Source organism: Enterococcus mundtii (genome assembly GCF_002813755.1).
GTDB lineage: Bacteria > Bacillota > Bacilli > Lactobacillales > Enterococcaceae > Enterococcus_B > Enterococcus_B mundtii.
Genome location: NZ_CP018061.1, coordinates 2,757,521 through 2,781,299 on the forward strand (window position 1 = coordinate 2,757,521; position 23,779 = coordinate 2,781,299).

General features: G+C 36.8%; 18 protein-coding genes. 1 reads left to right on the forward strand and 17 read right to left on the reverse strand.

Annotated features, from left to right (window positions below):
- Positions 1-5: 5 nt before the first annotated feature.
- From EM4838_RS12885 to EM4838_RS12920, 7 genes are all read right to left on the reverse strand, one after another.
- Complete coding sequence (locus EM4838_RS12885; RefSeq protein ID WP_034689760.1) at positions 6-953, reverse strand: ABC transporter permease; 948 nt, start codon at positions 951-953, stop codon at positions 6-8.
- A gap of 1,140 nt (positions 954-2,093) precedes the next feature.
- The gene (locus EM4838_RS12895; RefSeq protein WP_081367455.1) at positions 2,094-2,786 is read right to left on the reverse strand and encodes a cell division ATP-binding protein FtsE; all 693 of its coding nucleotides are present in this window, start codon (positions 2,784-2,786) and stop codon (positions 2,094-2,096) included.
- A gap of 462 nt (positions 2,787-3,248) precedes the next feature.
- Positions 3,249-3,968 (reverse strand): pseudouridine synthase, encoded by a 720-nt coding sequence (locus EM4838_RS12900; RefSeq protein WP_071867535.1) that lies wholly within the window; start codon positions 3,966-3,968, stop codon positions 3,249-3,251.
- A gap of 31 nt (positions 3,969-3,999) precedes the next feature.
- On the reverse strand, positions 4,000-5,649 hold the full coding sequence (locus tag EM4838_RS12905; RefSeq protein ID WP_071867534.1) for a putative polysaccharide biosynthesis protein: 1,650 nt from the start codon (positions 5,647-5,649) through the stop codon (positions 4,000-4,002).
- A gap of 151 nt (positions 5,650-5,800) precedes the next feature.
- Positions 5,801-6,268: a hypothetical protein gene (locus EM4838_RS12910; protein WP_071867533.1), complete on the reverse strand. Its 468-nt coding sequence runs from the start codon at positions 6,266-6,268 to the stop codon at positions 5,801-5,803.
- 132 nt (positions 6,269-6,400) lie between these two features.
- A complete protein-coding gene (locus tag EM4838_RS12915) occupies positions 6,401-7,006 on the reverse strand; it encodes a hypothetical protein (protein WP_071867532.1) in 606 nt (201 codons plus the stop codon).
- A gap of 122 nt (positions 7,007-7,128) precedes the next feature.
- Positions 7,129-7,695, reverse strand: a complete 567-nt coding sequence (locus EM4838_RS12920; RefSeq protein ID WP_139843993.1) for a hypothetical protein — start codon at positions 7,693-7,695, stop codon at positions 7,129-7,131.
- Positions 7,696-8,149: 454 nt separating this feature from the next.
- Between EM4838_RS12920 and EM4838_RS12925 the strand changes: the two genes are divergently transcribed.
- The gene (locus tag EM4838_RS12925) at positions 8,150-9,652 is read left to right on the forward strand and encodes a UDP-N-acetylmuramoyl-L-alanyl-D-glutamate--L-lysine ligase (protein WP_071867530.1); all 1,503 of its coding nucleotides are present in this window, start codon (positions 8,150-8,152) and stop codon (positions 9,650-9,652) included.
- 431 nt (positions 9,653-10,083) lie between these two features.
- Here the strand turns inward: EM4838_RS12925 and EM4838_RS12930 are convergent, their stop codons facing one another.
- The 10 genes from EM4838_RS12930 to EM4838_RS12975 form a co-directional block, all read right to left on the reverse strand.
- Positions 10,084-10,461 carry a hypothetical protein gene (locus tag EM4838_RS12930; protein ID WP_071867529.1) on the reverse strand — a complete coding sequence of 126 codons (378 nt, stop codon included), beginning with the start codon at positions 10,459-10,461 and terminating at the stop codon, positions 10,084-10,086.
- A gap of 145 nt (positions 10,462-10,606) precedes the next feature.
- Entirely contained in the window at positions 10,607-12,331 is a 1,725-nt protein-coding gene (locus tag EM4838_RS12935; protein WP_071867528.1) for a hypothetical protein, read from the reverse strand.
- A gap of 112 nt (positions 12,332-12,443) precedes the next feature.
- A complete protein-coding gene (locus EM4838_RS12940) occupies positions 12,444-13,337 on the reverse strand; it encodes a hypothetical protein (RefSeq protein WP_071867527.1) in 894 nt (297 codons plus the stop codon).
- Between the two features lie 143 nt (positions 13,338-13,480).
- Entirely contained in the window at positions 13,481-14,260 is a 780-nt protein-coding gene (locus EM4838_RS12945) for a cyclase family protein (RefSeq protein ID WP_071867526.1), read from the reverse strand.
- A 486-nt stretch (positions 14,261-14,746) separates the two neighbouring features.
- Positions 14,747-16,102 carry a PTS cellobiose transporter subunit IIC gene (gene celB / locus EM4838_RS12950; RefSeq protein WP_019722564.1) on the reverse strand — a complete coding sequence of 452 codons (1,356 nt, stop codon included), beginning with the start codon at positions 16,100-16,102 and terminating at the stop codon, positions 14,747-14,749.
- Positions 16,103-16,621, reverse strand: a complete 519-nt coding sequence (locus EM4838_RS12955) for a hypothetical protein (RefSeq protein WP_071867525.1) — start codon at positions 16,619-16,621, stop codon at positions 16,103-16,105.
- 21 nt (positions 16,622-16,642) lie between these two features.
- A complete protein-coding gene (locus EM4838_RS12960) occupies positions 16,643-16,963 on the reverse strand; it encodes a PTS cellobiose transporter subunit IIA (RefSeq protein ID WP_071867524.1) in 321 nt (106 codons plus the stop codon).
- 12 nt (positions 16,964-16,975) lie between these two features.
- Positions 16,976-18,955, reverse strand: a complete 1,980-nt coding sequence (locus EM4838_RS12965) for a BglG family transcription antiterminator (RefSeq protein WP_071867523.1) — start codon at positions 18,953-18,955, stop codon at positions 16,976-16,978.
- A gap of 20 nt (positions 18,956-18,975) precedes the next feature.
- The gene (locus tag EM4838_RS12970) at positions 18,976-19,290 is read right to left on the reverse strand and encodes a PTS cellobiose transporter subunit IIB (RefSeq protein ID WP_010734143.1); all 315 of its coding nucleotides are present in this window, start codon (positions 19,288-19,290) and stop codon (positions 18,976-18,978) included.
- A gap of 158 nt (positions 19,291-19,448) precedes the next feature.
- Positions 19,449-23,234 carry a hypothetical protein gene (locus EM4838_RS12975; protein WP_081367457.1) on the reverse strand — a complete coding sequence of 1,262 codons (3,786 nt, stop codon included), beginning with the start codon at positions 23,232-23,234 and terminating at the stop codon, positions 19,449-19,451.
- Between the last annotated feature and the right edge of the window lie 545 nt (positions 23,235-23,779).

Below are 23,779 nucleotides of genomic sequence, written 5' to 3' on the forward strand. Positions count from 1 at the left end.
CCTCCTTAGAACAATGCCGATTCGCTGTCAAAACGACGAGCAATCGTATTGGTGATCATTAATAAAACAAAGCCGACGACCGATTGATACAGCCCAGCTGCGGCCGTCATACCAAAGTCGCCAGTGGATGTCAGCCCATTATAGATATAAGTATCTAAAACTTGTGTCACTTCATAAAGCGCTCCGGAATTTCTTGGGATATTGTAGAACAAACCAAAGTCCGCTCGGAAAATATTTCCAACTGCTAATATCGTCAAGATCGTCATCAGAGGGATCAATTGTGGAATCGTCACATGTTTGATTTGTTGCCACTTGCTTGCGCCATCCACCATCGCTGCCTCGTAATACGTCGGATCGATTCCCATAACTGAAGCAAAATAGATGATACTGTTATAGCCGATCCCTTTCCATGTTCCAATAAAGACTAAAATAAACGGCCAATATTTAGGATCATTATACCAATTGATTGTTTCTCTCCCACTTGCTGCCAGCCATTGATTAAAGATCCCTTTATCTGGACTTAAAAACGCATAGACAAAGTAACTAATGATGACCCAAGAAAGGAAATAGGGCAGCAATGACATGGTCTGGTATACTTTTACCAATCGTTTATTTCGCAATTCACTCATAATGATTGCAAACACGACAGATATCAAAAGATTCAGTAAAATAAATGTCACATTATATAAAATCGTATTTTTAGTAATCAGAAAGGCTTGATCAGAAGAAAATAAAAATTTGAAATTCTCCAATCCAACCCATGGGCTCTCTCTTAAACTGGCAAGAAAGCCATCCGCAGAAATATGGAAATTTTTAAACGCAACGACATTTGCTAATACCGGGATGTAAAAGAAAAAAATCATCCAGATCATCCCAGGGATCGCCATCAAAACAAGCGCCTTATAACGCCATAAATTCCCAAAAAAACCTTTTAACCCCTTCCTTTTTCTCATATAAAAACTCCTTTCACCTCATTCGCACTGTCATTATAGCGCTTTCAAAAGATATAATAAATGAACAAATCATAGGGAAAATGAAACAAATTATAGAGAAGATTGTAAAAGAATCATTTTGATCTGAGGCGTGAGACAGAAAAACGAAAAATAGCTGTTTTAGGTTGCCATCTATAATGATTTCAATAAATAAACAAAACCTACTTACAGGATTTAGGAACACGTTCCTGAATCCTATAAGTAGGTTTTGTTTCTATTGCTCTATCTATTTTTAGTTTAAATGCAGTTAGAAAAACTTTTATGTACTTTGCTGTTGGATGCTTACATAATAATGTATGACTGTGGTTGGATAATAATTAAGTCAGTTTATTTGCTCTACATACGCATATTTTTATAAATCTATACTTTTATTTGGTGAGAATGTGAAAAAAAGAACTCCGTAATAAAACTGATTACACATGTACAAAAAAAAACAATAATATTTATGAAACCTTTTCACTGTATTAGTACTAATACAGTGAAAAGGTTCTCTTAAATCTCTGAATACTAATAAACTCTATTATAATAGTGTAGAATACTAACACTATAGAAAGTATTAACATAAAAAAAAACATTGAAAAGAAAATCGAGTTTCTATGATGTCCTTGTAAATCATAAGGCAAAATAGAATTGAATAAAGAAAATAGTTTCATATTTAGAAAGATACAAATGATATAGCTAAGACTTAATCCAATTATGTAGATAAAAAAAATTTTTAGTAATAATTCTCTCAATACATATTTAGGTTGGATTCCCAAATATATTTTTGTTTCAACATCTGTTCTATCAATTACCTTGATTAGTAAAATTTTATTTCTAAAGTCAAATAATATATATATGCTAATTATCACTATTAAAAAGGATAAAATATCCCTTCCAAAAGAAATTTGCATAATTAAAAACTGATTTCCATCTAAACTTAGTTGTGCCGACTTTAAATTGCTACTCATTATTTCTTGTTCCATGATTTGAATAAACCTTTGTAAATACAATTGCAAAAAGACACACTCAAAAAATAGGATGCCAATAATAGTAATCGAAACAACATATCTAATCCCTACTTTGTATGCGCTTTTAATACTTCTCCTAACAAGATATAGGTTAGATAAAATAGTTGGACCCACATTGATCATATACCTTCTCTCCTTTAGTTAACTTAATGATTCTAAATTCAGATTCTTTTATAAAGTTAGGATCGTGAGTAGACATAATAATCGTAGAGCCTATTTTATTCTTTTTTTTCAATAACTCAAATACTATTTTTGCATTTGCCTTATCTAAATTAGCTGTCGGTTCATCAGCAATAATAATTTGGGGATTCGCAACGATTGCTCTGGCAATATTCACACGTTGTCTTTCACCACCAGATAAATTTCTAGGTAAATTTTTTATACATTGATCTATTTTTAGATCTGCTGTAACTTCCTCAACTTTCGACTGTATCAATGAGAATGGATAACCTAAATATTCCAATTTATAAGCTATATTTTCAAATACTGTCCACTCTTCAATCAATCTTGTGTCTTGAAAAACTACCCCCATCATTTCCCTTAAATTTTGTAATTCGATATAGTTATATTGACATAATTCTTTATCCTTGATTTTCAAGCTACCCGTATTATACATTCGTCTCCCTTGAATCAACTCAATTAAAGTGGTTTTTCCCGAGCCACTTTCTCCTATCAAAAATACAAATTCTCCATGTTCAATTTGCATATTTATATTTTTTAATACTTTATTGTTTTTATGTTCCACTCCAAGATTATCCATCAAGATGAAATTATTCTTTTTCATACTTCCCCTCTGCCTTGTTTTGAAATATTGACATAGAACCTACCTATAGATATTTTCTCTGAACTACCATCTCACATAAATAAATTATTATTCCTGGTTATAAACTAAATAAACTTTTAAAACAGCTTTTTTTCATTCGTTATGTACCTCCCATTTTGGGAAAATAGAAATATAATAGAGCATAATATTTCCTAAAATATTATTTGAGCAAATTACATAATTAATATTTTTAGTTAATAAAAAATTCAAATGATTTATACACTGAGTATAATACATTATATATTTATTATTTTGTTTTATCCGTCATAATTGGTTGATTTAACATCATAATCGTATATGGAAATTACTTTTTAGTTCCTTCTTGTGTTTAGACTTTCCACTATACACTTCTTTGTCAGCCCTAAACAAAAAGCTTATAGGATTGAGTAGTATACCCCAATCCTATAAGCTGTGTTTCAGGCTCTATTTACTTCTTACTTGTGCCAATTCATCTGGTGTCATTTGGCGATACTCTCCTAGAATTAAATCTTCTGGCAGAAGAAAATTCCCCATACGTATCCGTTTCAAGTAAGTGACTTCTTTTCCAACGGCTTTTACCATCCGTTTCACTTGATGGAATTTGCCTTCATGTAAGATCAAGCGGATACGAGAAGTGTTTGTTTTTTCATCGACTGAGTCAATGAACAGTTTTGCAGGCAGGGTCTGTTCCTCTCCATCAATGAGTAACCCTTCTGCAAAGGCTGACACATCTGCTTTCGTCATCACACCTTTGACCTCTGCCAAGTATTCTTTTTCTACGTGTTTTTTAGGAGAGAGTAATTGATGTGAAAACTGTCCATCATTGGTCAGGATCAACAATCCTTCTGTATCTTTATCTAACCGACCGACTGGAAATAAATCTTCCCGAAAATCTTCATCAGAAAGTAAGTCGATGACGGTTTGATCATGATTATCTTGAGTTGCTGAAACTACGCCGGCAGGTTTATTCAAGATATAATAAAAATCTTTTTGATAATGTAAGGATTCATCTAGATACATCACCGTGTCTTCGGTTTCTTTCACTTGATATTTATCACTTTTAATACAGTTTCCATTGACTGTGATCAAGCCATTTTTGATTAGCCCTTTGACTTCTTTGCGGCTGCCAAGACCGATGTCAGCTAAAAATTTATCTAAACGCATGTGATTGTCCCCTTTTCAAGCAATGCCTGTCTTATTTGATGCGCAAACGTCGGCGTAAGCGAATCATCCCTTGACGACCTAATAACTTATCTGCGAGACGAAGCTTAAGTGCCAGATACGTATAAACCAAACCACCCACTCCAGCGACTAAAACAATTAATATTAGTGATTGGAACTTACTGTCTTGGTTCAAGAACATCCCAAAAATCATTTTCGTCAGCCCAGCTGCAAGGAGCATCAACAGAGTAAGAATAAAAATCAATAAGGTGCGGCGCCATACAAATTTCCGATTGAAGCGAGCCACTTGATGGATTTTCTTTAGTATCAACGAACAAGAAATGATAAATCCAATCATCGTTGCGAGCAATGGTCCATACACTTCAAAAATACGGATTGCTGGATACTGCAAGACTAATTTTACGAGAAACCCAACCAGTAAGTATTGGATCGCCGCTTTATTTTCAAACATCCCTTGGAGCATATTCGATACAAGCATATAAAGTCCTAGAAAAAGACCGACAAAACTTGCTTGGATCAATACTTGGCTTCCTAGTTGATCTGGTGTATAAAATAAAGTATTCAAAGGGTATGCCAAGAGCATCACTCCACACGTTGCAGGAAACATAATAAAGGAAAACAACTGTAAATTACTGCTTGTTAATTTTGCTAGTCCACGACGATCCTTGATCGTTACCGCTTCCGTGATCAAAGGTAAGCCTGTCGCAGCAATCGACGTCGCTAAAGCAATGACGACCATTGTCAACTTGTCAGGATTCGCACTGAAAATTGAAAAAAGATCCAATAATTGGGCATTGGAATACTCAGTGGTATCCGACATGATTTTAATAAATGTAAATTGATCGACTAATTTAAAAATCGTGATCCCCGATCCTACGATGATAAAAGGAATCGCTTCTTTGATCGTATCCAACAACAATTCTTTCGTGGCAATCGTCACTTGATTTTCACTATACTGCACACGAGCTGCTGTATACGCTTGATGTTTTTTCAAAAAATATAATAAGACTGCCAAGCTGACGATCATCCCAATAAATGCTGCAAAAGTCGATTGAGTCACCGCAGTTACGTAGTCACCTGACAGGACTTTCATGATGATGAATGTAGAAAGCAACAGATAAAAAACGCGTGCAATCTGCTCAACGATTTGCGAAAGTGCATAAGGCATCATTTCCTGATTCCCTTGGAAGTATCCTCGAATAACACTCATACAAGGAAACACTAGTAGTGCTGCACTTAATGAGCGCATGATTGGAATCAATTCTTCCCCACCACCAGAGGCACGAGCTAACCAAGGCGAGGCAAAATACATAAATCCTGCAAAAAACACTCCTAAAACAGCCATCATTTGCATTGCTCTTAGAAACAACCGGTGAGACGTCCCGTATTCATTCAATGAATTGTAACGTGCGGTTTGTTTCGCAATGGCAGCTGGAATCCCTGCAGTTGAAATCATTAAGAATAACGCATAAATATTGTACCCCATATTGAATAATCCATTGGCAGCCTTTGCATTTTCGCCCATCCAAGCATACCAAGGAATAATATAGACCGCACCAAGTAATCGAGAGATCATATTACTTGCAGTCATCCAAGCAGAACCTCTAGCCATTTTCTCTTGAACTGTCAAATTTTCTACTGCTGGTTTTCTTTGATTAGTCATTGATCAGATTCCAACTTTCTTCAAAACATTACTCATATTTTAAGTGTAAATCCACAAAGTAGCAATCTTTTTATCGGCTTTTTTTATTTTGTAGCGGTTGTAGTTTTTACGTAATCACTGTTTTATTTCACTCACAGGATGAACTGGTTCTCTATCTTCGTTCTTTCGAAATCATCGCTTTTTCATTTTTTTCTAAGTTGCTATTTACAACAGTTGCATTTTTTTTTGCATAATCACATTTTCTATTAAAACCTTCTATTTCGAATTTAGTATATAATTTTCTACTATTTTGATCAGAGGTAACTAGAGCGTCTCTTGTCTTTCCATCATTCGTTGATTTTATAGGAAACATTTTGCTTGTAGGTACAGTCTTTTTAGATGAACGTTTGCTAGGAATTAGTTCTTCTGCAAATTTACGATCTATCTTATTTAACACATAGTCTAACGCTGCTTCCCCTTTAGTCGGACCTCCTTCTTTAGCTAACAATTCTTGCAGTTTAGGGTTAGTTTCTACTTCTTGTATTAATTTAATTAATTCATATACATCATATTTTGCACGTTGTCGCCTATACTTGTTGATACATGGGATGATCGAATTCATAGTGATTTCTGGATTCATTGTCCTATTCCTTCTTCCATTTTTTATTTAAATAACAATTTTTAGATTGAAACAAGATAGATTATTCTCTTTACCATCTACCATCCTTTTAAGGTTTTGTTTTACTTAGACTTTCACGCTCCGACCAAACGTTTATCTTCGTTCTTTGGAAATCGGATGATTTACCTTTTTAGTTAATGCGGTGTTTACTGCCTGTGCAAATTCATTCGCCGAACGAATTTTACGTGTGAAGTATATCGGACTCTCTTTCACAGCCTCAATGGTTTTTTTGGACATTTGTGGACTCTGCGGCGAATCTTCTGTAGCCTTTACATCATCAAATTTGTTTGCGTGTTTTGTTCTACTTGTAGTCAAGTCGCTTCGACTGATTCCTGCTTTCGATTGTTGTTCGTTGTTGTTTTTAGTGACAACTTGCGCCTTCTTCGCCTGTTCTAAAGCAATTCTATCGGACTTTCGATCGCCTCTTATCATTCCCCATGCTCTTCTCCACAGTAACTGAATTGCTCGACCGATTTGCTTTAGGGGTCTGAATCTTTGTTCACGATGAGGTTGATCTATCGCCTCATTAAATGAGTCTTCTTTGCGTACAAAGTTGTTTTCTAGTCTGGCTATTACATCATCTTCTGGTATATTATAATGTGAAACTATATATTTAAAGGCTATAAGCTTCTCCTCTTTCGATAGATCCTTTTTGTTCAATAACTTTTCCCCAAATTCACGTATTTCTTCATCAATCATTTTCTATTCCTTCTTTCTTTTTTATTTAAGACTTGCCTTGCAGATACTATCAGACAGACCTAGTTTGTTTCTGTCCTTTTAACGTTTTTTCTACTAAAACGTTAAAGCTGAGACCAAACGATTTACCCTCGTTCTTTAGAAACCACAGCCTTTTCTTTTTTTGAAAATAAGTTATTTGCCGTTTTGGCAGCTTCATTCGCCGAACGAAGTTTATGCGGCAAGTAGCTTGGACTATCCCTTATTATCTTAGTGGACTGCTTCTCATTTTTTTGGATCGTTTTTGGCTTTGGTAACGAACAATTCCCAACTGTTCTAGGTTCTTTTCTCTTTGTTCTCCTGCCTATTTTTTGGATTTTTTCAACTATGTATGACAAAATTCTTCGTCGTTTTGATTTAAGCTGTAGAGAGGTTCTCCCTAAAGATGGAACACTGTTGACTGTTTTTTTTGTTCGTTCTTCTGAATGTTGCGTGATTCTGCCTCCACCGAACTCTTCCTTCGCCTTATTTAAGGCTACGCTATTTAAAAATTTAGAATCTAGTAGATTTCTCCACCCCCTGGTCATCATTCCCAGTTGTTTCCCACTGTCTTGACTCGCTTGTTTGGCTTGTTCCCTAGGTATCAAATGATCTTGTGAACTATAGCTATCGTCTAGACTATAGTAGATTGAGTCAGATTCTATACTATACATTGAACTATCCTCTAGATGATTTTTTGAATGTAAAGATTCAACCTCTCTGCTCCGTTCAGATTGCTCTCGTTTCTCTTTAGATACAGTATTTCTCTTTGATAACTGCTCATTAAATCCGCTTATTTTTTCAGAATTCATTTTTAGACCTTCTCTCTTTTTATTTCAATCAGTGATTCCTTAGTAAGATTTCCGTATCTCGCTTGATCTGCTGTTGGATATCAGCAATGGAACACTTCTTTACTACATTCATTGTTTTTTTGTGCACTATTTCCTGTTGGAATACCACTTTTTTATTATGGAAATCTGCCCGTTTCTCTCGTATCCAATCATTTGTTCCTGTCCACTTTCCATATTCTATCTTCTTTCATTTTTACTTAAATCACCTGTTCCTGAAAATACGTAACAAAAAATATGCTATAATAAACCAAATAAATACAAAGTGAGGGATGATTCAATGAGCTTCTCCTTAGAAGATATCCGCAACTTATTGTTAAAAGAAAATCTGTTAAAAGAATTTGTATCACCACAGGGGTGGCATCTTTATGCTCCAGAAAATAGAGTATTCAAGAAATTAAGTTATGACTCACGTCAGGTCGACGCTGAGACATTATTTTTTTGTAAAGGATTAAATTTTAAAGAAGAATATTTAACTGTCGCAATTGCTCAAGGGCTTAATTACTACGTCGCCGAAGAACCTTATGAGAATGAAGCATGTGGCATAATCGTGACCGATATTCGCAAAGCAATGGCGATTCTTTCCATGGCTTTTTATGATTATCCACAAAACAAGATGCTAGTCATCGGATTTACTGGGACTAAAGGTAAAACCACCGCTGCATACTTTACAAAAGCCATTCTAGACCATACGACTAACTATAAAACTGCCCTTTTTTCAACAATGAATACCACATTAGACGGCAAGTCTTTTTTTAAATCGAATTTAACGACCCCAGAGTCACTTGACTTGTATCGCATGATGGCTGAAGCAGTAGAAAACGGTATGACACATCTTGTCATGGAGGTTTCTTCTCAAGCCTACAAGACGCAACGTGTTTATGGACTAACTTTAGATGTTGGGATTTTCTTAAATATCTCTCCAGATCATATCAGTCCGATCGAACATCCTACGTTTGATGATTACTTTTATTGCAAACGACAGTTGATCTTAAATTCAAAAAAAGTGATTTTAAACCGTGAGAGTGATTACTTTGATTTATTAGTGGAAACAGGTCAAGTCCACGGTATTCCTGCAATCACTTACGGACGAGCAGATACAACAGACGTTCAAGTGAAAAGTTTAGAAAATCAAACACAGGCGTTTCAATTGATCACACATGGTTCTGATTTACCTGTTGAAGCGGAGTATGAGATCAAATTAGCTGGTGGCTTCAATCAAGAAAATGCAGCTAGCGCAATCATTGCGGCGACTTTAGTCGGTGCCTCGATCACCGATGCCCAACAAGGCCTAAGAGAAGCTAGAGTACCGGGACGCATGGATCAGTTGACCCATAAGAACGGCGCCCATGTTTACGTTGATTATGCCCATAACTATTTAAGTTTAAAAACACTTTTAGCATTTGCTAAAAGTGAACATCCCAATGGTCGTGTGATCGTCGTTCTAGGAAGTCCAGGAAACAAAGCGATTTCCCGCAGAAAAGACTTTGGAGAAGTCTTGTCAGAAACAGCCGATATCGTTTTCTTGACTGCAGATGATCCTGCTTTTGAAGATCCACAAAAAATTGCAGAAGAAATCCACGCAGCAATCACCAATACAGCGCTTGCTGTTCATTATGAAATGGACCGTCCCACTGCGATCCAACTAGCATTAGCAGAAAGCCATCCAGAAGACTCTGTTGTGATTGCTGGTAAAGGCGTGGATGCGTATCAAAAAGTTGGTGGCGTAGATGAACCTTATGAAGGTGACTATGACATAGCAAAACGCTTGATCGAACAATGATTGCTTTATAGAAGATCCAGATTTTCTAATTTAGACAGCTAACACCAACTAAAAAGCCAACTCATCATGAGCTTTCCTTTTTTATGATGAGTTGGCTTTTTTATATGGTTATCTCTGTATTTTTTGAAGTGAGAGTAAGTGAATGATTTTTTCTTTAGATTTCTCACCTTTCAATCATTTTTTTATGAATCTTTGCTTTCAAGTTATTGAGAGATGGTCATTTCGAAGCACTGTATTAGGTCGTGCTTTAACGATTTTTTATTCTAAAAAAACGACTATTTCTTTTAATGCAACCTACTAGCGAAAAATATAGCGCAATTCTTTACACGTATAATCACTTTCGTAATGTCCATAACAATTTTTCTCAGAGATATTGTGCATATTCAGTTTGTCTAGTACAACATATATTCTAAGATTAGAATAGTGGATGGCTATTTCAATACTGTTTTTACACTCTCTTTCGATAGGCTTATTAAATATTTTTTCTTTTTATACTTGTTGCGATAGTAAAGTGCGCCCTTTTCCACGAATAATCGTCTTTCAATCACCACTTTTTTGAATCTATTCAACAAGCGATTTTTAGGGTCCCATTGCATACACTGCCAGTATCTTTTCCAATGCGGTCGATACTTATGTTCTTCTGCTAATAAGCTAGGCCACACTTTCTCAAATCCTTGCAACTCTTCTACAGTTTTAATTTTTTCCAACACTTTACTAACGATCCATTCATATAGCTCTTTATTGTAGTGATCAATGGCATATGCCGATGAGTTTAGTTCTGTCAGACTAGGAGATCCTTTCAGTGTCACTTTTCTCAAATTACACCTTGGTAAAATAGTTTTCGCTGCTCATCCATCCCAAATCATAAAAGGTACACTTTGTCTGTATCCCTTCCACTATCCCACTTTCTTAAACTTAATCATTTACACGTAAATACGAAAATTGATATTCCTCTTACTTTTCTACCTGAACGGAATGTCTCCTTACTTTTGTTTGAGCTTGTTGTCTGATCCTCTGTTCATTTAGCGCACTTGCCTGTTTGCCAAACATTTCTACTTTTTCCCGAAAGGCTGGATTCATATCTTTTCTCATTTTTTTGACCGTTTGTATGATATTCTCGTCATGAATTGTCTGTATTAATTTATTCATTCGGTTTACTTTTGTCAGAGAAGAGGGGATGTTTTTCTGTTCCAGTTTATTTTTTTTACGCTCAAAATATCTTTGCCACTCTAGAACAAATGCGCCCTTGATCCAAGGTGGAGCTACTCTTTTTCCGTTTTCAAAGAAAGTAACTTTCTCCCCTAGTTCTGAATAATTCCGGTAAATTTGTCGGAGTGCACGTAGCAAAAGCTCATTTTTAAGGACCTTCTTAGGGAGTAAATCCACATTGTGTTTTTGAAGTTTAAAACATATTCCACGCAGGTCAATACCATCTAAGGAAATATAAATCGGGATATTCTCTTTTATAGCCATATCCACTGCAATCTCATAAGCTTGTATTTCAAGCCCTTTTACAGGTGCTTTCATTTTATGACCTTTATAACAGTAAAATTCATAATATAGTTTTTTTCCATCTGTTTTTAAACTACCGGGTGATGTTTTGGTAAAAAACACTCCCATTATTTTATTTAATCGATTGAATTGATCTTCCCTCTCTAACTCCATCGTTCGAAGATACTCAGGTACATGTACTAGCTTTTCGCTTTGTGATTCCAACAAAGAAGGTAATTTATTAGTAAAAATCTCCCAATCTTCCTTGGTTATCAGTTTCCCTTCCTCAACATGTCCCATGATCAACTTTTCGATTGCTTTATTACAAGCGTCAAACATATGCGCCTTATAGTCCTTGTTGACGAGTTTCTCCTCTATTTCAGGGGTTTTAGCTAACGATTCACAGGTGCTTTCATGACCAAAAAATAATATTTTTCTATTATTTTTTGGTTCTTGATTCGTTTCTGATTCTGACTTTTTCGTGTCAATTTCTTGCTTAATGTAAGCTTGCCAATCTTTGATATAATTTCCATCAATCCAAGGTGGTGGCACACTTTCTATGTTGTTTATAAAAAGAAACTTTTCTTTAAAATTTTTTAATTGCGAAAATTCTCGATAGATATAGTGAATCGATTCGCGAAAAATAGCTGTTTCAGAGCGGTTTAAAAAATCGTAATCGCTGATATCTCTTTGATTGAAATGACTTAAAGAAAATAAAATAGTTAGCTGATGACTCATTGCCGTATCTAGAGCCGTCTTGTACCCATGTTCCTTAAGTAGATTGATTGAAATTTCATTTCCAACAGCATTGGTATAGAATAATCTTTGGCCATCTGTCTGAAGATTTCCTGCTTGAATGGCTCCTTCAAAAACGTTTGTTAAGTGATTCTCAGGATAGCGATTCATTGACTCATAGTATTCAGAAAAATAAATTAATTTTTTTTCATTTTGTGGAAATAGTAACAAAGGTAAGTTATCAGAAAAATCCTCCCAGTCTTTTAATGTAAGTAGTTTATTTTCCTTAACAAACTGAATGATCAACTTCTCTATTTCATTATTACATGCGTCAAACATTTGTACCTGATAGTCTTTACCCGGTTGGAATCGTTCCGATTCATTTGACTCAAATAACCATTGATACTCACTTTTCTTCCCAAAAAACAAAATTTTTATTTCATTTGCTATCATTCTTTTCTCTCCTGTTCCTCAGTGACGCCTGTTTATTCTACGAATACGCTTCAATAACCAAATATTTGTTGCCGTAACAGCCAATAATATATACACGAATCATCTAAATACTTCACAACGTGAACGCTCGCTGTCTACCGATAGATTTTTCCATTTTTTTTTGGATGTGTCCTTTCTCACTTACTTCTAAAAGCAGTGATTTGAAAGACTTTAATTTATTTTTCTTCTTCTCTTCTGGGAAAACATCATATGTTAGATCGTCCACAGATTTAGAGATCTCTTTCCCTAACTTTTTCTTACGATGCTCATGATACTTTTGCCATTCATGAATGTGATCTCCTTCAATCCAAGGAGCATTTACAATTTTTCGATTTAGGAAAAATAAGACTTTTTCCTTTAATTGATACCAATGTCGGTAAATATAGCGTAATTCTTTACAGGTATACTCACTTTTGTACTTTTTTTGGCGATTTTTTTTCATGACTTCTTTCATCTTTATACCATCCAACACGAAATAAATGAGAATATTGGGATAATGGATGGCCATATCGATGCCATTTTTACAGCCTCTAGTAATATGGTCATTACAACTTATTATCTCGCCTTCTGCATTTTGAAAATACAATACGACACCTTCTAGTCGAAGATTTTCATGAAAGATTGGATAATTGAACGTTGCCCATAAACAGTTCTTAGGACTCCAGTCCATACACTGCAAGTATTGTTTCCAAAGCGGATGTTCATACCAAAATCGGAATAACACAAAAGGTAGTTGTTCTATAAATAGACGCCACTGCCCAAAAGTGCGTAACCTTCCTGATCTTTTTCGTTCAACTATCGCCATATGTAGCCTGTTATTATAATAATCAATAATATGTGCATGTTCTGATTCACCAGATAAGGTTGGATAGCCTTGTAGATCAACTTTATTATTCTTTACATCGGCAAAAAAAGCTTCACGTTTCTTATATAAGCCATAAAGCAAGATATCTTTTTCTGAATCCATTGATCTATCCCTCCATGAACTTGCTTTGTCTCCGCTTTGTCTACTTATTCTTGTTCGCAGTTCTTCCATTTACAGATCTGAACATTCAGCGCCCCCACTATAGGCAGACGCTAGATGTCTAAATCCGTTCATTCTTTTTCAAATCAACATTGATTTTCTTCCATGATCGCGACCACTCGTGTCCAACCAGCACTCGCTTTTTTGATTTTAGTTGGGAAACAGCTTAGCTTGAAACCAGTGGATGGCAGTTGATCTAAGTTCGTCAATTTTTCAATATGACAGTATTTCTTTTCGATTCCAGCAAAATGACCTTCCCAAATAATCGAGGGATTGCGAGTCTGTTTAAATTCTTCCGCAATAAACGGTAATGGTCGATCCCACGACCAAGCATCCGTACCAACTAAACAGATTCCTTGTTCTAATAACCAAAGGGTTGCTTCTCGTCCGACACCACATCCACTGATCAAATAGTTTGGCGTCCCCCAAAACGGCGCAGCACCTGTCTGAATCAACACGATATCTTTTTCTTTGAGTGTATAGTTGATATTTTTCAAGGCGTGTTGAAAGTCAGTGATTGTTAACTGATAGCCATTTGGTTTATCTGAAAAATCAAGCATGACGCCTTCTCCATAACACCAATCAAGGGGCACCTCTTCAATGGTCCAAGCTGGCTGTCCATTATCCATCGTTGGATGATAATGATAAGGTGCATCCATATGAGTGCCAGTATGCGTAGTGAGCTGGACACTTTCCATCGCCCAAGCTAAGCCATTAGGTAAGTCTTCCTTTTTTGCTGTTTCAAAAAAGCGTAACATATCAGGCACGCTTTTCTCGTGGTCTAAATAGTTGATCACCGGAATCATTTCTTGCGGATCACTTGGCACTTCATTTTCAATTGTGATACTTAAATCAATCAATTTCATTTACTTGTCCTCCTTTTTCTAAACATCTTTATTTCATACTTGTATCTAGTATACGGAGGATTTCCCACATATTTGTCCTTTTTTTTCTGTTATTTGATATAAATATCAAGCATCCTTGAGTTGCTATCGACCATGTTTACATCCTTTTATGACTGTCCATATATGAACCAGACTATTCTCCTTATTTTTATCATGTTGCGCTTTTGACTCTCCTGGCAATTGAAATGTTGCGGCTTCCTTTAAGAGGGGGAGCAACTGTTTTCTACTATTTCATGCCTTACTTTGATAGTGTTCTCCCTCTAGAAGTAACTTTGTAGGTTCTATTGACCAATAGATATCTATTTTTTTGTATACAAGGTTATTTTTACAAGCTTCTCCAATTTTCTCATTATTCAACATATATAGGCTTTCCTTTTTTCATAACAACTCACTAAAAAACTCAGTTACCATCTCTAATGAATGGCAACTGAGTTTTCTTTTGAATCACTAAGCCACTGAACCTTCTCTTGCTAATTCTGCGGCTTTTTCTTGTTCTTCAGTCAATAATTTATTGTCATAAAACTTGATGAATGGCAACCAGATGATAAAGCCGAGAATCGCACATAAGACGGCTAAGACAGCGGCTTTCCAGTCACCTCCACTACCAACAAAGGCGCCGATCCCTACTGGTGAAGGCCACGGCATTTGAGCTAACATTGGTCGAACGATTTCTAGTTTGATGGCAAAGTATGCTAATGATGCGGATGCCATTGGTGCCAAGAAAAATGGTACTGCCAGGTAAGGGTTATAAACGATCGGCATCCCGAAAATGATTGGTTCATTGATATTGAAGATCCCTGGTACTAATGAAGCTTTTCCTAATACTTTTAACTGATCGGATTTTGCCATAAAAGCAATAAAGATAATTAATCCTAATGTCGCTCCAGAACCACCAACTGTTACATAAGAATTATTAAATTCGCCGGCTAAAGGATAATTTGCACCTTGCGCATTTGCTGCCATGTTCGCTAAAACGATTGGTGTCAAGAATGAGGTAATAATGTTCGCCCCATGAATCCCTACGATCCATAACGCGTGGATCAAGAAATAAATGATCATGATCCCTATCCACGTATTCGTCAATTCTGTTACAAATCCAAATGGAATAGCGATCATTTTGAAAATATCTGTTCCTAACGCAACTAATGTGCCGTTGACAATCATCACCACAAAGGCAATCACAAACGTTGGGATCAATGCAGTAAAGGAACGTGAAACCCCAGGTGGTACAACATCTGGCATCTTGATGACCCAGTTACGTTTCACACACATACAATACAACTCAACTGCAATGTAAGACATGATGATGGCGGTAAAAATACCTGACGTACCTAGACGTTCGACAAATGCGCCCATACGTACACCACTAACCACAGTTTCTGCATCGGTCATACTAGAGATCAAGCTGATTTTTCCGTCTGAAATGATCAACTCTGGAATACACATAAAGAAAGCAAAAACAGATAATAGCGCGCCAGTTAAAGGATTGACGTTCAGTGCTTGTTCATCTCTTTCGATCGACGTTAATTCATAAGCAAATACAATAGCAAAATAAACAGATAATATCCCCATCGTCATCGTGTTGACGATCATATACAAGTCGCTGACTTTAAAGAAAGTTGCATTGAAAAATCCTTCTAAAAATGGAAATGGTAACGGTAAAATATTCAAAACTAAAAACATCGAGCCTACGATCGTAAAGGGAATCGACGCCATCCCAGCAGCCATTACTGCGCGTACGATCTTGAACTGTGCCACTTTCCCCATCGGTCCCATCAAATATTTCTGTAGAAAATCAAACATCTATTTACTCCCCTTTCCAAAATGTACTACACGTTCATACTCTTTGATTCGTTGATAGTGACGATCCGTATTTGCATGGATTTTATTCAAGCGTCGCTGACAAAACAGACAGATTAGCAACCCACTGGCAATCACAAATAAAATCAATGCTTGCCCATTTGAACCATTCGCCATAAAAGGAAACAACTGAGAATACCCTGGTGAAAATACTGCTAATAGGAGAAATACGTTGGTTACCGCTTGCAAGCGGTAATAATTTCGAGTAACCGTTGCATTATTTTTATGTGTGCGATAAAGTGCCACTTGTTCTGCGACGACTGGTAAAAGAAAGAATAATAGCCCTAATGGTACCCAAAACATCTTGCTACTCGCAAGAAGTAAGGCAACCAGCCAATAAAGATTGGTAAAAAAGAACCCAGCCGTTAAGTAGCGAATGATCAAATAACGATTAAAATACAAGACTTTCAAACTAAATGCCTTTTTCTCTAATTCTCGTTGTTTTTTTTCAGCTTCACTCATTTTTTCACCCCCTGTTCTTGTTTATTTTTGATATAGATAGCTCATTTCTTTTGCAACTTCCAATAACGTCATCGTCGTCATCAGATGATCTTGCGCATGGACCATAATGATCTCCATTTCAATTTTTTGTCCACTCGCGTATTCCTTCAATAAATGCGTTTGTGATTTATGGGCTTCTAAAATTTCTTGATTTGCTTCATTTAGCTTTTCTTCTGCTTCTGTAAAATCTTCTGCTCGTAACAAAGCAAATGCCTCGTGGATCAATGTTCGTGCATTGCCACTGTGAAAAATAATATCAAAAGCGGTTACTTGGAGCTCTTCACTCGTCATTTTCTCCGTCATCAAGACTCCTCCTTAATAAATCATTTTTATAAATTGTTCATTAAAATTTTCAAACGTTGGTTCAGCTAAAATCTGCTGCTGTAGATCCAATCGATCAATAAATTTCACGATTGCTTTCGTTACAACAGTGATTCCTTCATTCTCAATACAAGAAGGAGAGACTAGAAAGACAAAATGGATCGCCCCTTGTTCATCCCATTCCATCCCATCAGGAATGATCCCCACTGCAATTTTAGCAGTAGCCCCCACTGGGATCGCTGGATGCGGGACAACTACTTGTTCACTGAAAATGATTTGCCCCATTTTCTCACGACGTTCGATTTGGTGAGCCATCTCAGACGTATAATTCTCCGTTTCATCTTCTTGTAAAAGTGCCAATAAATCATTGATAGCTTGGACTTTTGTTGGTGCTGAAGGATAAACTTTAAACCAATTTCTAGAAATCTGCTCTTCATAAAAACTTACTTTTTCCTTCATAAAAGATAACGCTTCTTGTGGTTTCACAAAACAACTTGGACGATATTCTTCAATCACTTTACGGATCTTTTGAACATCCTGATCATTCAAGAAAACACTGACATGGAGAACAGGTACTTTGAAAAACATCGTAGATAAATCAATAGAAGAAATGATTACATCAATATCTTCTAATGCCTGTTCATCGATTTCGTAGTAGCCTTTTACTTGTTTCACTGCAATGTTTTTCCCAAATTCACTCAATACCCGATTTTTCAGCAATTGTGCACTTCCATAACCAGTCGCACAGATGATCAACGCCTGTAGTTTACAATCGACCTTATTTTTTTCAATCGCTGCCATTAGGTGAAGCGCTAAATACGCCCATTCATCCTCATTGATTTTATAACCTTTCAAAGAAGGCATCTGACTGAAATAGTGTTTAGTCAATTCAAAGGCCCGGGGATCTTCTTTTTTGATCTCTTTTGTTAAAGGATTTTCCAAAGCAATCCCTCTCTTTAAACGAACCAACATTGGTTCTAAATGATTGAGCAAGCCATTCCTGAATTGATAATCTTCGACGATTGACTGACCAAGAACCTGAGCAAGTTCTTTAAGAACTGACATTAGCTCTGTCACTAACTCCTGATTCTCCCTTTTATGGCTTTGATTCGATTTAGCCATCAAATGTAAGGCTAAATAAGCAATTTCATCTTTTGGGAAACGAACATTCATTATAGACTCGATCCGTCTGGTTATATTCTTGGCTGCTTGATATTCGGTCTCATGGATTTCTTCTCCAGTGATTTCAGGCACTTGTATCTCAAATCCGGCTCGCATTCGCTTGATTGCCAATGCTAAATGTAACGCTAAATTTTGTATCACAAAATCGGACACCTTTAATTTGGATTCACGAATCTCGTCCAAGATGATGATCACTAATTCTTCAAAATTGATTTCCTTGAAGAATTGACTGTTACCGAGATATTCTTTTAAAGAATTGGTATACTTATTTCCAAAAAAGGTATCCATGATCACATGTCGCTTGTCTTGTTCTTGACCCTCGATCCACATTCCCTGTTTATGTTTCGACACAATTTTCAACGAATATTCGGCTAACTTCTCTTTGATTTCTTGGATATCATTCACTAAACTCGAACGGCTGATATATAACTCTTCTGCCAAATCATCGATCACGATTGCGCGATCTTCCAAAAGTAGTTTATTTAAAATATACTTTTTTCGATCTTCTGAACCATAGAACTCAGTCACCTGATCGCCATATTCCACAGTGACTTCTCGTTGCTTTAAAAACAGCGCAAAAGCAAGCTTGTTGACGACCTCTAATTGATACCCTTGCCCTTGCTTTGCAATGAGTCTTCCGCCATTGGTTTCGATCACTTCATTCAATGTTTTCAAATAGTTTCGAATCGTACGGTCAGATAATAATAATTCAGAAGCGAGGTACTGGCTTGTGAGGTATTCTCCTTGATGATCAATCAATTGCCGCAATAACTCTTTTTCTGTTTGTTTCATTATTATCTTCCCCTATTCGTCTATATATTTTCCTCAATCAGCTCTGCTAATTTTTGGATACCCGTAGGGATAGGAACATACGCTTGGAATGGTATACTTACGACCGGTTTCCCTACTGTTTTTCCTAGTTTAACAAATTTATCCAAGTACATTGTAGTTTGAGGACTGATCAAGAACAAATCGAAATCACTTGTCTTGATTTGGTTGTCCCCTTCTGTTGCAGAAACCGCGTCAACAAATACCTCTTCGCCTTTTCCTTTAAAATATTCTGTTGTTTTTGATGCCATCATCGAAGAAGACATTCCTGCGGCACAAATAATCAATGCTTTTTTCATTACGATCACTCCTCTATTTTTTTGATTGAATTTCTTACATTCACTATAAAATGAAATCGCTTTCTTTTCAAAATAGATTTTTCCGTATCGCTTAGGAAAATAGTTATAAAATTACGTAAAAAAAAAAGAAGTCACACGGCTGTGCAACTTCTTCTCAATTATTGCGCACTGAAATTCAAACGCATACTGTAAATCGGATTTAATGGATCATCCAAGCTTTCAAAATCAAAATTTTCGCCAACTGTACCAAATAATGAGAAGGAAAAAGAAGTGCTATGTCCTTCGATCGTTCCTAGTTCTCTGCGGTTATTGAGGTTTTTACCTGATGAGATCAACATGACTTGATTGTCATTCAGATTGTTTTTCACCCCTAGATCGATTTCTGTTAGTTTTTCGGTAGCTGATTGACTAACGACCGAACTCACTGACACTTGGACCGCACGTTCCGCATTGTTTTGAATTTGATAAGTTGGTGAGACAATACCATTACTTTCTTTACTCTCCGCAAAGGATACATTTGTAGGAATCGTCACATCAATGTACTCGGACGTATCTTCTAGAATCGTGACTTGACTGTTCAATGTCCGTGCATTGCCAGCTTCGTCTGTTAAGGTGATCGTTACACCATGATCGCCTACCGCTAAATCGGTAAATTGCACATTGTTTTCATACGCAACTTCGACTTGAATATCTGGTGACAATGACCAGTTGTCGGTCGGATCACCATCTAAAAATTCACGAGGCGCTGGTGCTGTTTGCCCCTTCGTGAACACTAACGGATCTTTTAATGTTCCGTCAGGTGCCGTAGTATCTTCAATCCGTGGCATGGCATTATTAAAAATATATTCATTCCCAGCTTCATCGGTTGCTGTAATATTCATTGGATGGTAGGCATTGAATCCATTCGGAGATAAGTCATATAAGTGACGATGATTTATCAACTGGATATTTTCTAACTCTGACCAATTGTCCGCTAAATCGCTGATTAGTTCCCTTAATTCTTCCTGGGTAAAATCCCGATGACGATTGGCTTCAAACACCGTCCAATGGTTTCTAACTATACCAGTTGGTGCTTGCGTATCGATTACGCGATAGTTAACCGAATAGTCCGTATAGTTTCCTCGGATATCTTCTAGACGAACATTCGCATCATAAACGGTTGTTGATGGGGCAACATTGACAATACTTACGATATCCCCGTTATCATTACACAAGGAAAGATCAATTTGATCGGTTGGTGTCGTGTTGTCCAATGGGTCCTCAGTAAAGAACTGCAATAGCTCATCTTTCGTCAATTCATCTTTTCTTCGTGCTTGAAAATCAACAGGTTGCGTGACGACATTTCCTGTCGGACCTTCGTTATCTCCCGCAAGAAATTTGACTTCTTGTAACGCCGATTGATTTCCTTGTTCATCTTCTAAACGAATAAAGCCAATATATTCTTTGTACTCTAAGTCGTCTAACTCAAATTCGTTCCCTTCACTATCGACTAATTCGATGGTGATGTTTTCTGGCAAGCTCCAGTTATCATCGGGGGCACCGTTGAAAAACTGCAACAAATCCGTTCGAGAAAACGTATTCGAAGTGAGCGTAGAAAAATCAATGACTTCATCTTTGAAGCTAGCGGTTGGCGCCGTAGTATCCACTACCCGTGCCATGGTATTGTCAAAAATGTGTTCATTCCCGGATTCGTCGGATGCCGTGAGATCCAGTTGATGGTAAGTCCCTCCACTATTCGGAGACAAATCATATAAGTGACGATGATTCTTCAGTTGAATATTTTCTAACTCTGACCAATTATCTGCTAAATTATCAATTAGCTGGCGCAATTCTTCTTGGGTAAAATCGCGATGACGATTGGCTTCAAACACCGTCCAATGATTTCTGACTGTTCCTGTCGGCGCTTGTGTATCTACCACCCGATAATTGACTGAATATTCTGTCTTGTTGTTTGCTTGGTCTTGTAAACGAACTTTCGCATCATAAACAGTCGTTGACGGTGCGACATTGACAATACTCACGATATCGCCAACATTGTTACGTAAGGAAAGATCAATCTCATCGGTTGGTGTCACGTTATCTAGAGGATCATCCGTAAAGAAACTTAAGAGTTCCTCTCGCGTCAATTCCTCACTTCTTCGCGCTTGGAAATCAACTGGTGATGTTGTGACATTTCCTGTTGGACCTTCCGCATCTCTTCCCTGGAATTTTACTTCTTGTAGGTTTGATTGATTTCCTTGTGCGTCTTCTAAGCGAATATAGCCTGTATAAATGTTATCCTCTGACTCTAAATTTTGTAAATTGATCACTGAACCATTACTGTCAACGAGTTCGATTTTGATGTTTTCTGGTAATGTCCAGTTGTCATCCAGATCATTATTCAGAAATGCCAAAAGGTCTGTCCGTGAAGGAATAGCCGTTGTTACCCCAGAGAGGTCGATCGTCTCTGATTTCACTGTCCCTGTTGGCGCTATGGTATCAGTAATACGCAACTTCGTATTGAGCAATGAACGTTCATTACCAGATTCATCTGTCAATTTCACCCAATCTTGATAACTTGTACTAGGACTAAGGTTATATAATTTTTTTTCGAAAGTTAATGTGATGTTTTCTAATTCTGACCAATTATCTTTCAATCCGTTCACTAATAATCGTAACTCTTCTTGGGTAAAATCTCGGTGACGATTGGCTTGGATTGTGACGAAATCTTCGACTGCCGTTCCTTCTGGTGGTGTGGTGTCCACCACGACATAGTTTGTCGAAATGCGTTCATAGACGATTGAATTGGAAGAATCTGCTACATTGACTGTCATTGAACCAGTTCGACCTGGATACCACATATTGTTGTTTATCGTACCAGCAACATAGTAATAATAATTACGCGCATACGTAGGTACGGAATCAAACCAAGTATCACGTATTGTATCACTGGGTACACGAGCTGGACGTTGGGCTTCGATCGTCACAGGATTTTTAATTACATAAGTTATTGTTGGATTGATCGTCAATCGTCCAATCGTTTCATTTGAATAACTAAGATTCATCACTTTTCTTGGTGTCGCAATGTTTGGATATAGCGTCGCAACCCCTGTCGTACCTAAACCAACATTTCCGCGAATATCTAACGTTACAGCTTCATTTCCCGCCTGTACTCTTGTTACTGTGAAGTTGATAGTTGCAGTGAAATTGTTATTGATTGTCACCGTTGCTGCTACACTTATAGCAGCATTACTTGAAGAAATATTCGATAAAGTATACGTGTTTCCATGCGTTGAATGGTTCCCATAATACATCTGTGTGTAAAACTCGTCCGGCATTCCGGCATCACTGTCCGTGACGATCGATGAAATCCAACCATTATTTCCATTAACACGCTCAACCAATGAGTGTGTTGGTACAGTGACAGAGAAACTGGCGGTTGAGTTTGCGGCATTCGCTAAATTAATGGTTCGGTTGATCGCATTTTGTAATACACCTTCAAGATAAGAACTCCTACCATGATTCGTTAATTGAGTCACATTTTCTGTGGTCAAATTCAAGCGTGCTAAGTAATTCACCACTAGCGAATTTTCATCAAGTGGTGGTAAAACTGTTGCCTCAGTTGGTATATCCGTCGTTGGTTCTTCTGAGACAACTGGCTCTTCTTCGACCACTTGTGTTTCCTCTACAGTCGCTGGTTGCTCAGAGAGGATCGATTCCTCCGGAGCCTCTTCTTGTACTGTTGGTTCCTGTACTGTTGATTCTTGTACTGTTGATTCTTGTACTGTTGGTTCTTCTATAACATCTTCTGGTGTTTCTTCAGATAAGTGGCTTTCTGACTGCTCTTCCATGATTTCCGTACTAGCAATCGTCTCATTTTCTATGGCAAATACTGCCGATGGCAACAATGTATGTTGGAACAATAGGACTGAAGTAGCGATCATCCGAATTTTTTTTGCTTTCAAAAATTCTGTCCCCCTTTCTCTTTCTTTTAGAATGTGCATGTTAAACCTACTGACTGTATGCATCTTTGAGATCAACTGGTAACTATATGTAGGCGTTAAAAAACTATGTGCTTGATCACAAAAAAGCTGCCTAATGGCTCATACAGATAGAGGATGTATCTGTTTCATTCAGTATAAACAGTTCGCAGAATCGCCTTCTCACGATCGAATAATTGTTTTATGTAATTCTTTCACTGAATGTTTTTTAATATCTAACAAAGATAGTACACATTCCACATTAAAATTATCCACAATTCCAGTATAGGAACAAAATCTTTTTTTACCGTTAGAAAGGCAAAAAAAATGGTTTTAACTTTAAATTAGAGAAACAAACATTGAATTTTAATCATATTGTTACCAAATTGCTCGATATGTTTTCTTGATATTCACTATATATTGCTGATTTCTCTTCATGTTTCCGTATTCTCACCCTCTATCTAAAACCAAAATTTCTATAAGTACAAATTAATGTTTTTTTCTATGAGAACTTCCAAACCTTTTCCTCA

Excerpts from the sequence above, each read along its gene's own strand:
- EM4838_RS12945 (WP_071867526.1), bottom strand. The coding sequence starts at position 14,260 with ATGAAATTGATTGATTTAAGTATCACAATTGAAAATGAAGTGCCAAGT.
- EM4838_RS12960 (WP_071867524.1), bottom strand. The coding sequence starts at position 16,963 with ATGACGGAGAAAATGACGAGTGAAGAGCTCCAAGTAACCGCTTTTGAT.
- celB (WP_019722564.1), bottom strand. The coding sequence starts at position 16,102 with ATGTTTGATTTTCTACAGAAATATTTGATGGGACCGATGGGGAAAGTG.
- EM4838_RS12885 (WP_034689760.1), bottom strand. The coding sequence starts at position 953 with ATGAGAAAAAGGAAGGGGTTAAAAGGTTTTTTTGGGAATTTATGGCGT.
- EM4838_RS12955 (WP_071867525.1), bottom strand. The coding sequence starts at position 16,621 with ATGAGTGAAGCTGAAAAAAAACAACGAGAATTAGAGAAAAAGGCATTT.
- EM4838_RS12915 (WP_071867532.1), bottom strand. The coding sequence starts at position 7,006 with ATGATTGATGAAGAAATACGTGAATTTGGGGAAAAGTTATTGAACAAA.
- EM4838_RS12970 (WP_010734143.1), bottom strand. The coding sequence starts at position 19,290 with ATGAAAAAAGCATTGATTATTTGTGCCGCAGGAATGTCTTCTTCGATG.
- EM4838_RS12920 (WP_139843993.1), bottom strand. The coding sequence starts at position 7,695 with ATGTATAGTATAGAATCTGACTCAATCTACTATAGTCTAGACGATAGC.
- EM4838_RS12910 (WP_071867533.1), bottom strand. The coding sequence starts at position 6,268 with ATGAATCCAGAAATCACTATGAATTCGATCATCCCATGTATCAACAAG.
- EM4838_RS12935 (WP_071867528.1), bottom strand. The coding sequence starts at position 12,331 with ATGATAGCAAATGAAATAAAAATTTTGTTTTTTGGGAAGAAAAGTGAG.
- EM4838_RS12940 (WP_071867527.1), bottom strand. The coding sequence starts at position 13,337 with ATGGATTCAGAAAAAGATATCTTGCTTTATGGCTTATATAAGAAACGT.
- EM4838_RS12925 (WP_071867530.1), top strand. The coding sequence starts at position 8,150 with ATGAGCTTCTCCTTAGAAGATATCCGCAACTTATTGTTAAAAGAAAAT.
- EM4838_RS12895 (WP_081367455.1), bottom strand. The coding sequence starts at position 2,786 with ATGAAAAAGAATAATTTCATCTTGATGGATAATCTTGGAGTGGAACAT.
- EM4838_RS12905 (WP_071867534.1), bottom strand. The coding sequence starts at position 5,649 with ATGACTAATCAAAGAAAACCAGCAGTAGAAAATTTGACAGTTCAAGAG.
- EM4838_RS12965 (WP_071867523.1), bottom strand. The coding sequence starts at position 18,955 with ATGAAACAAACAGAAAAAGAGTTATTGCGGCAATTGATTGATCATCAA.
- EM4838_RS12900 (WP_071867535.1), bottom strand. The coding sequence starts at position 3,968 with ATGCGTTTAGATAAATTTTTAGCTGACATCGGTCTTGGCAGCCGCAAA.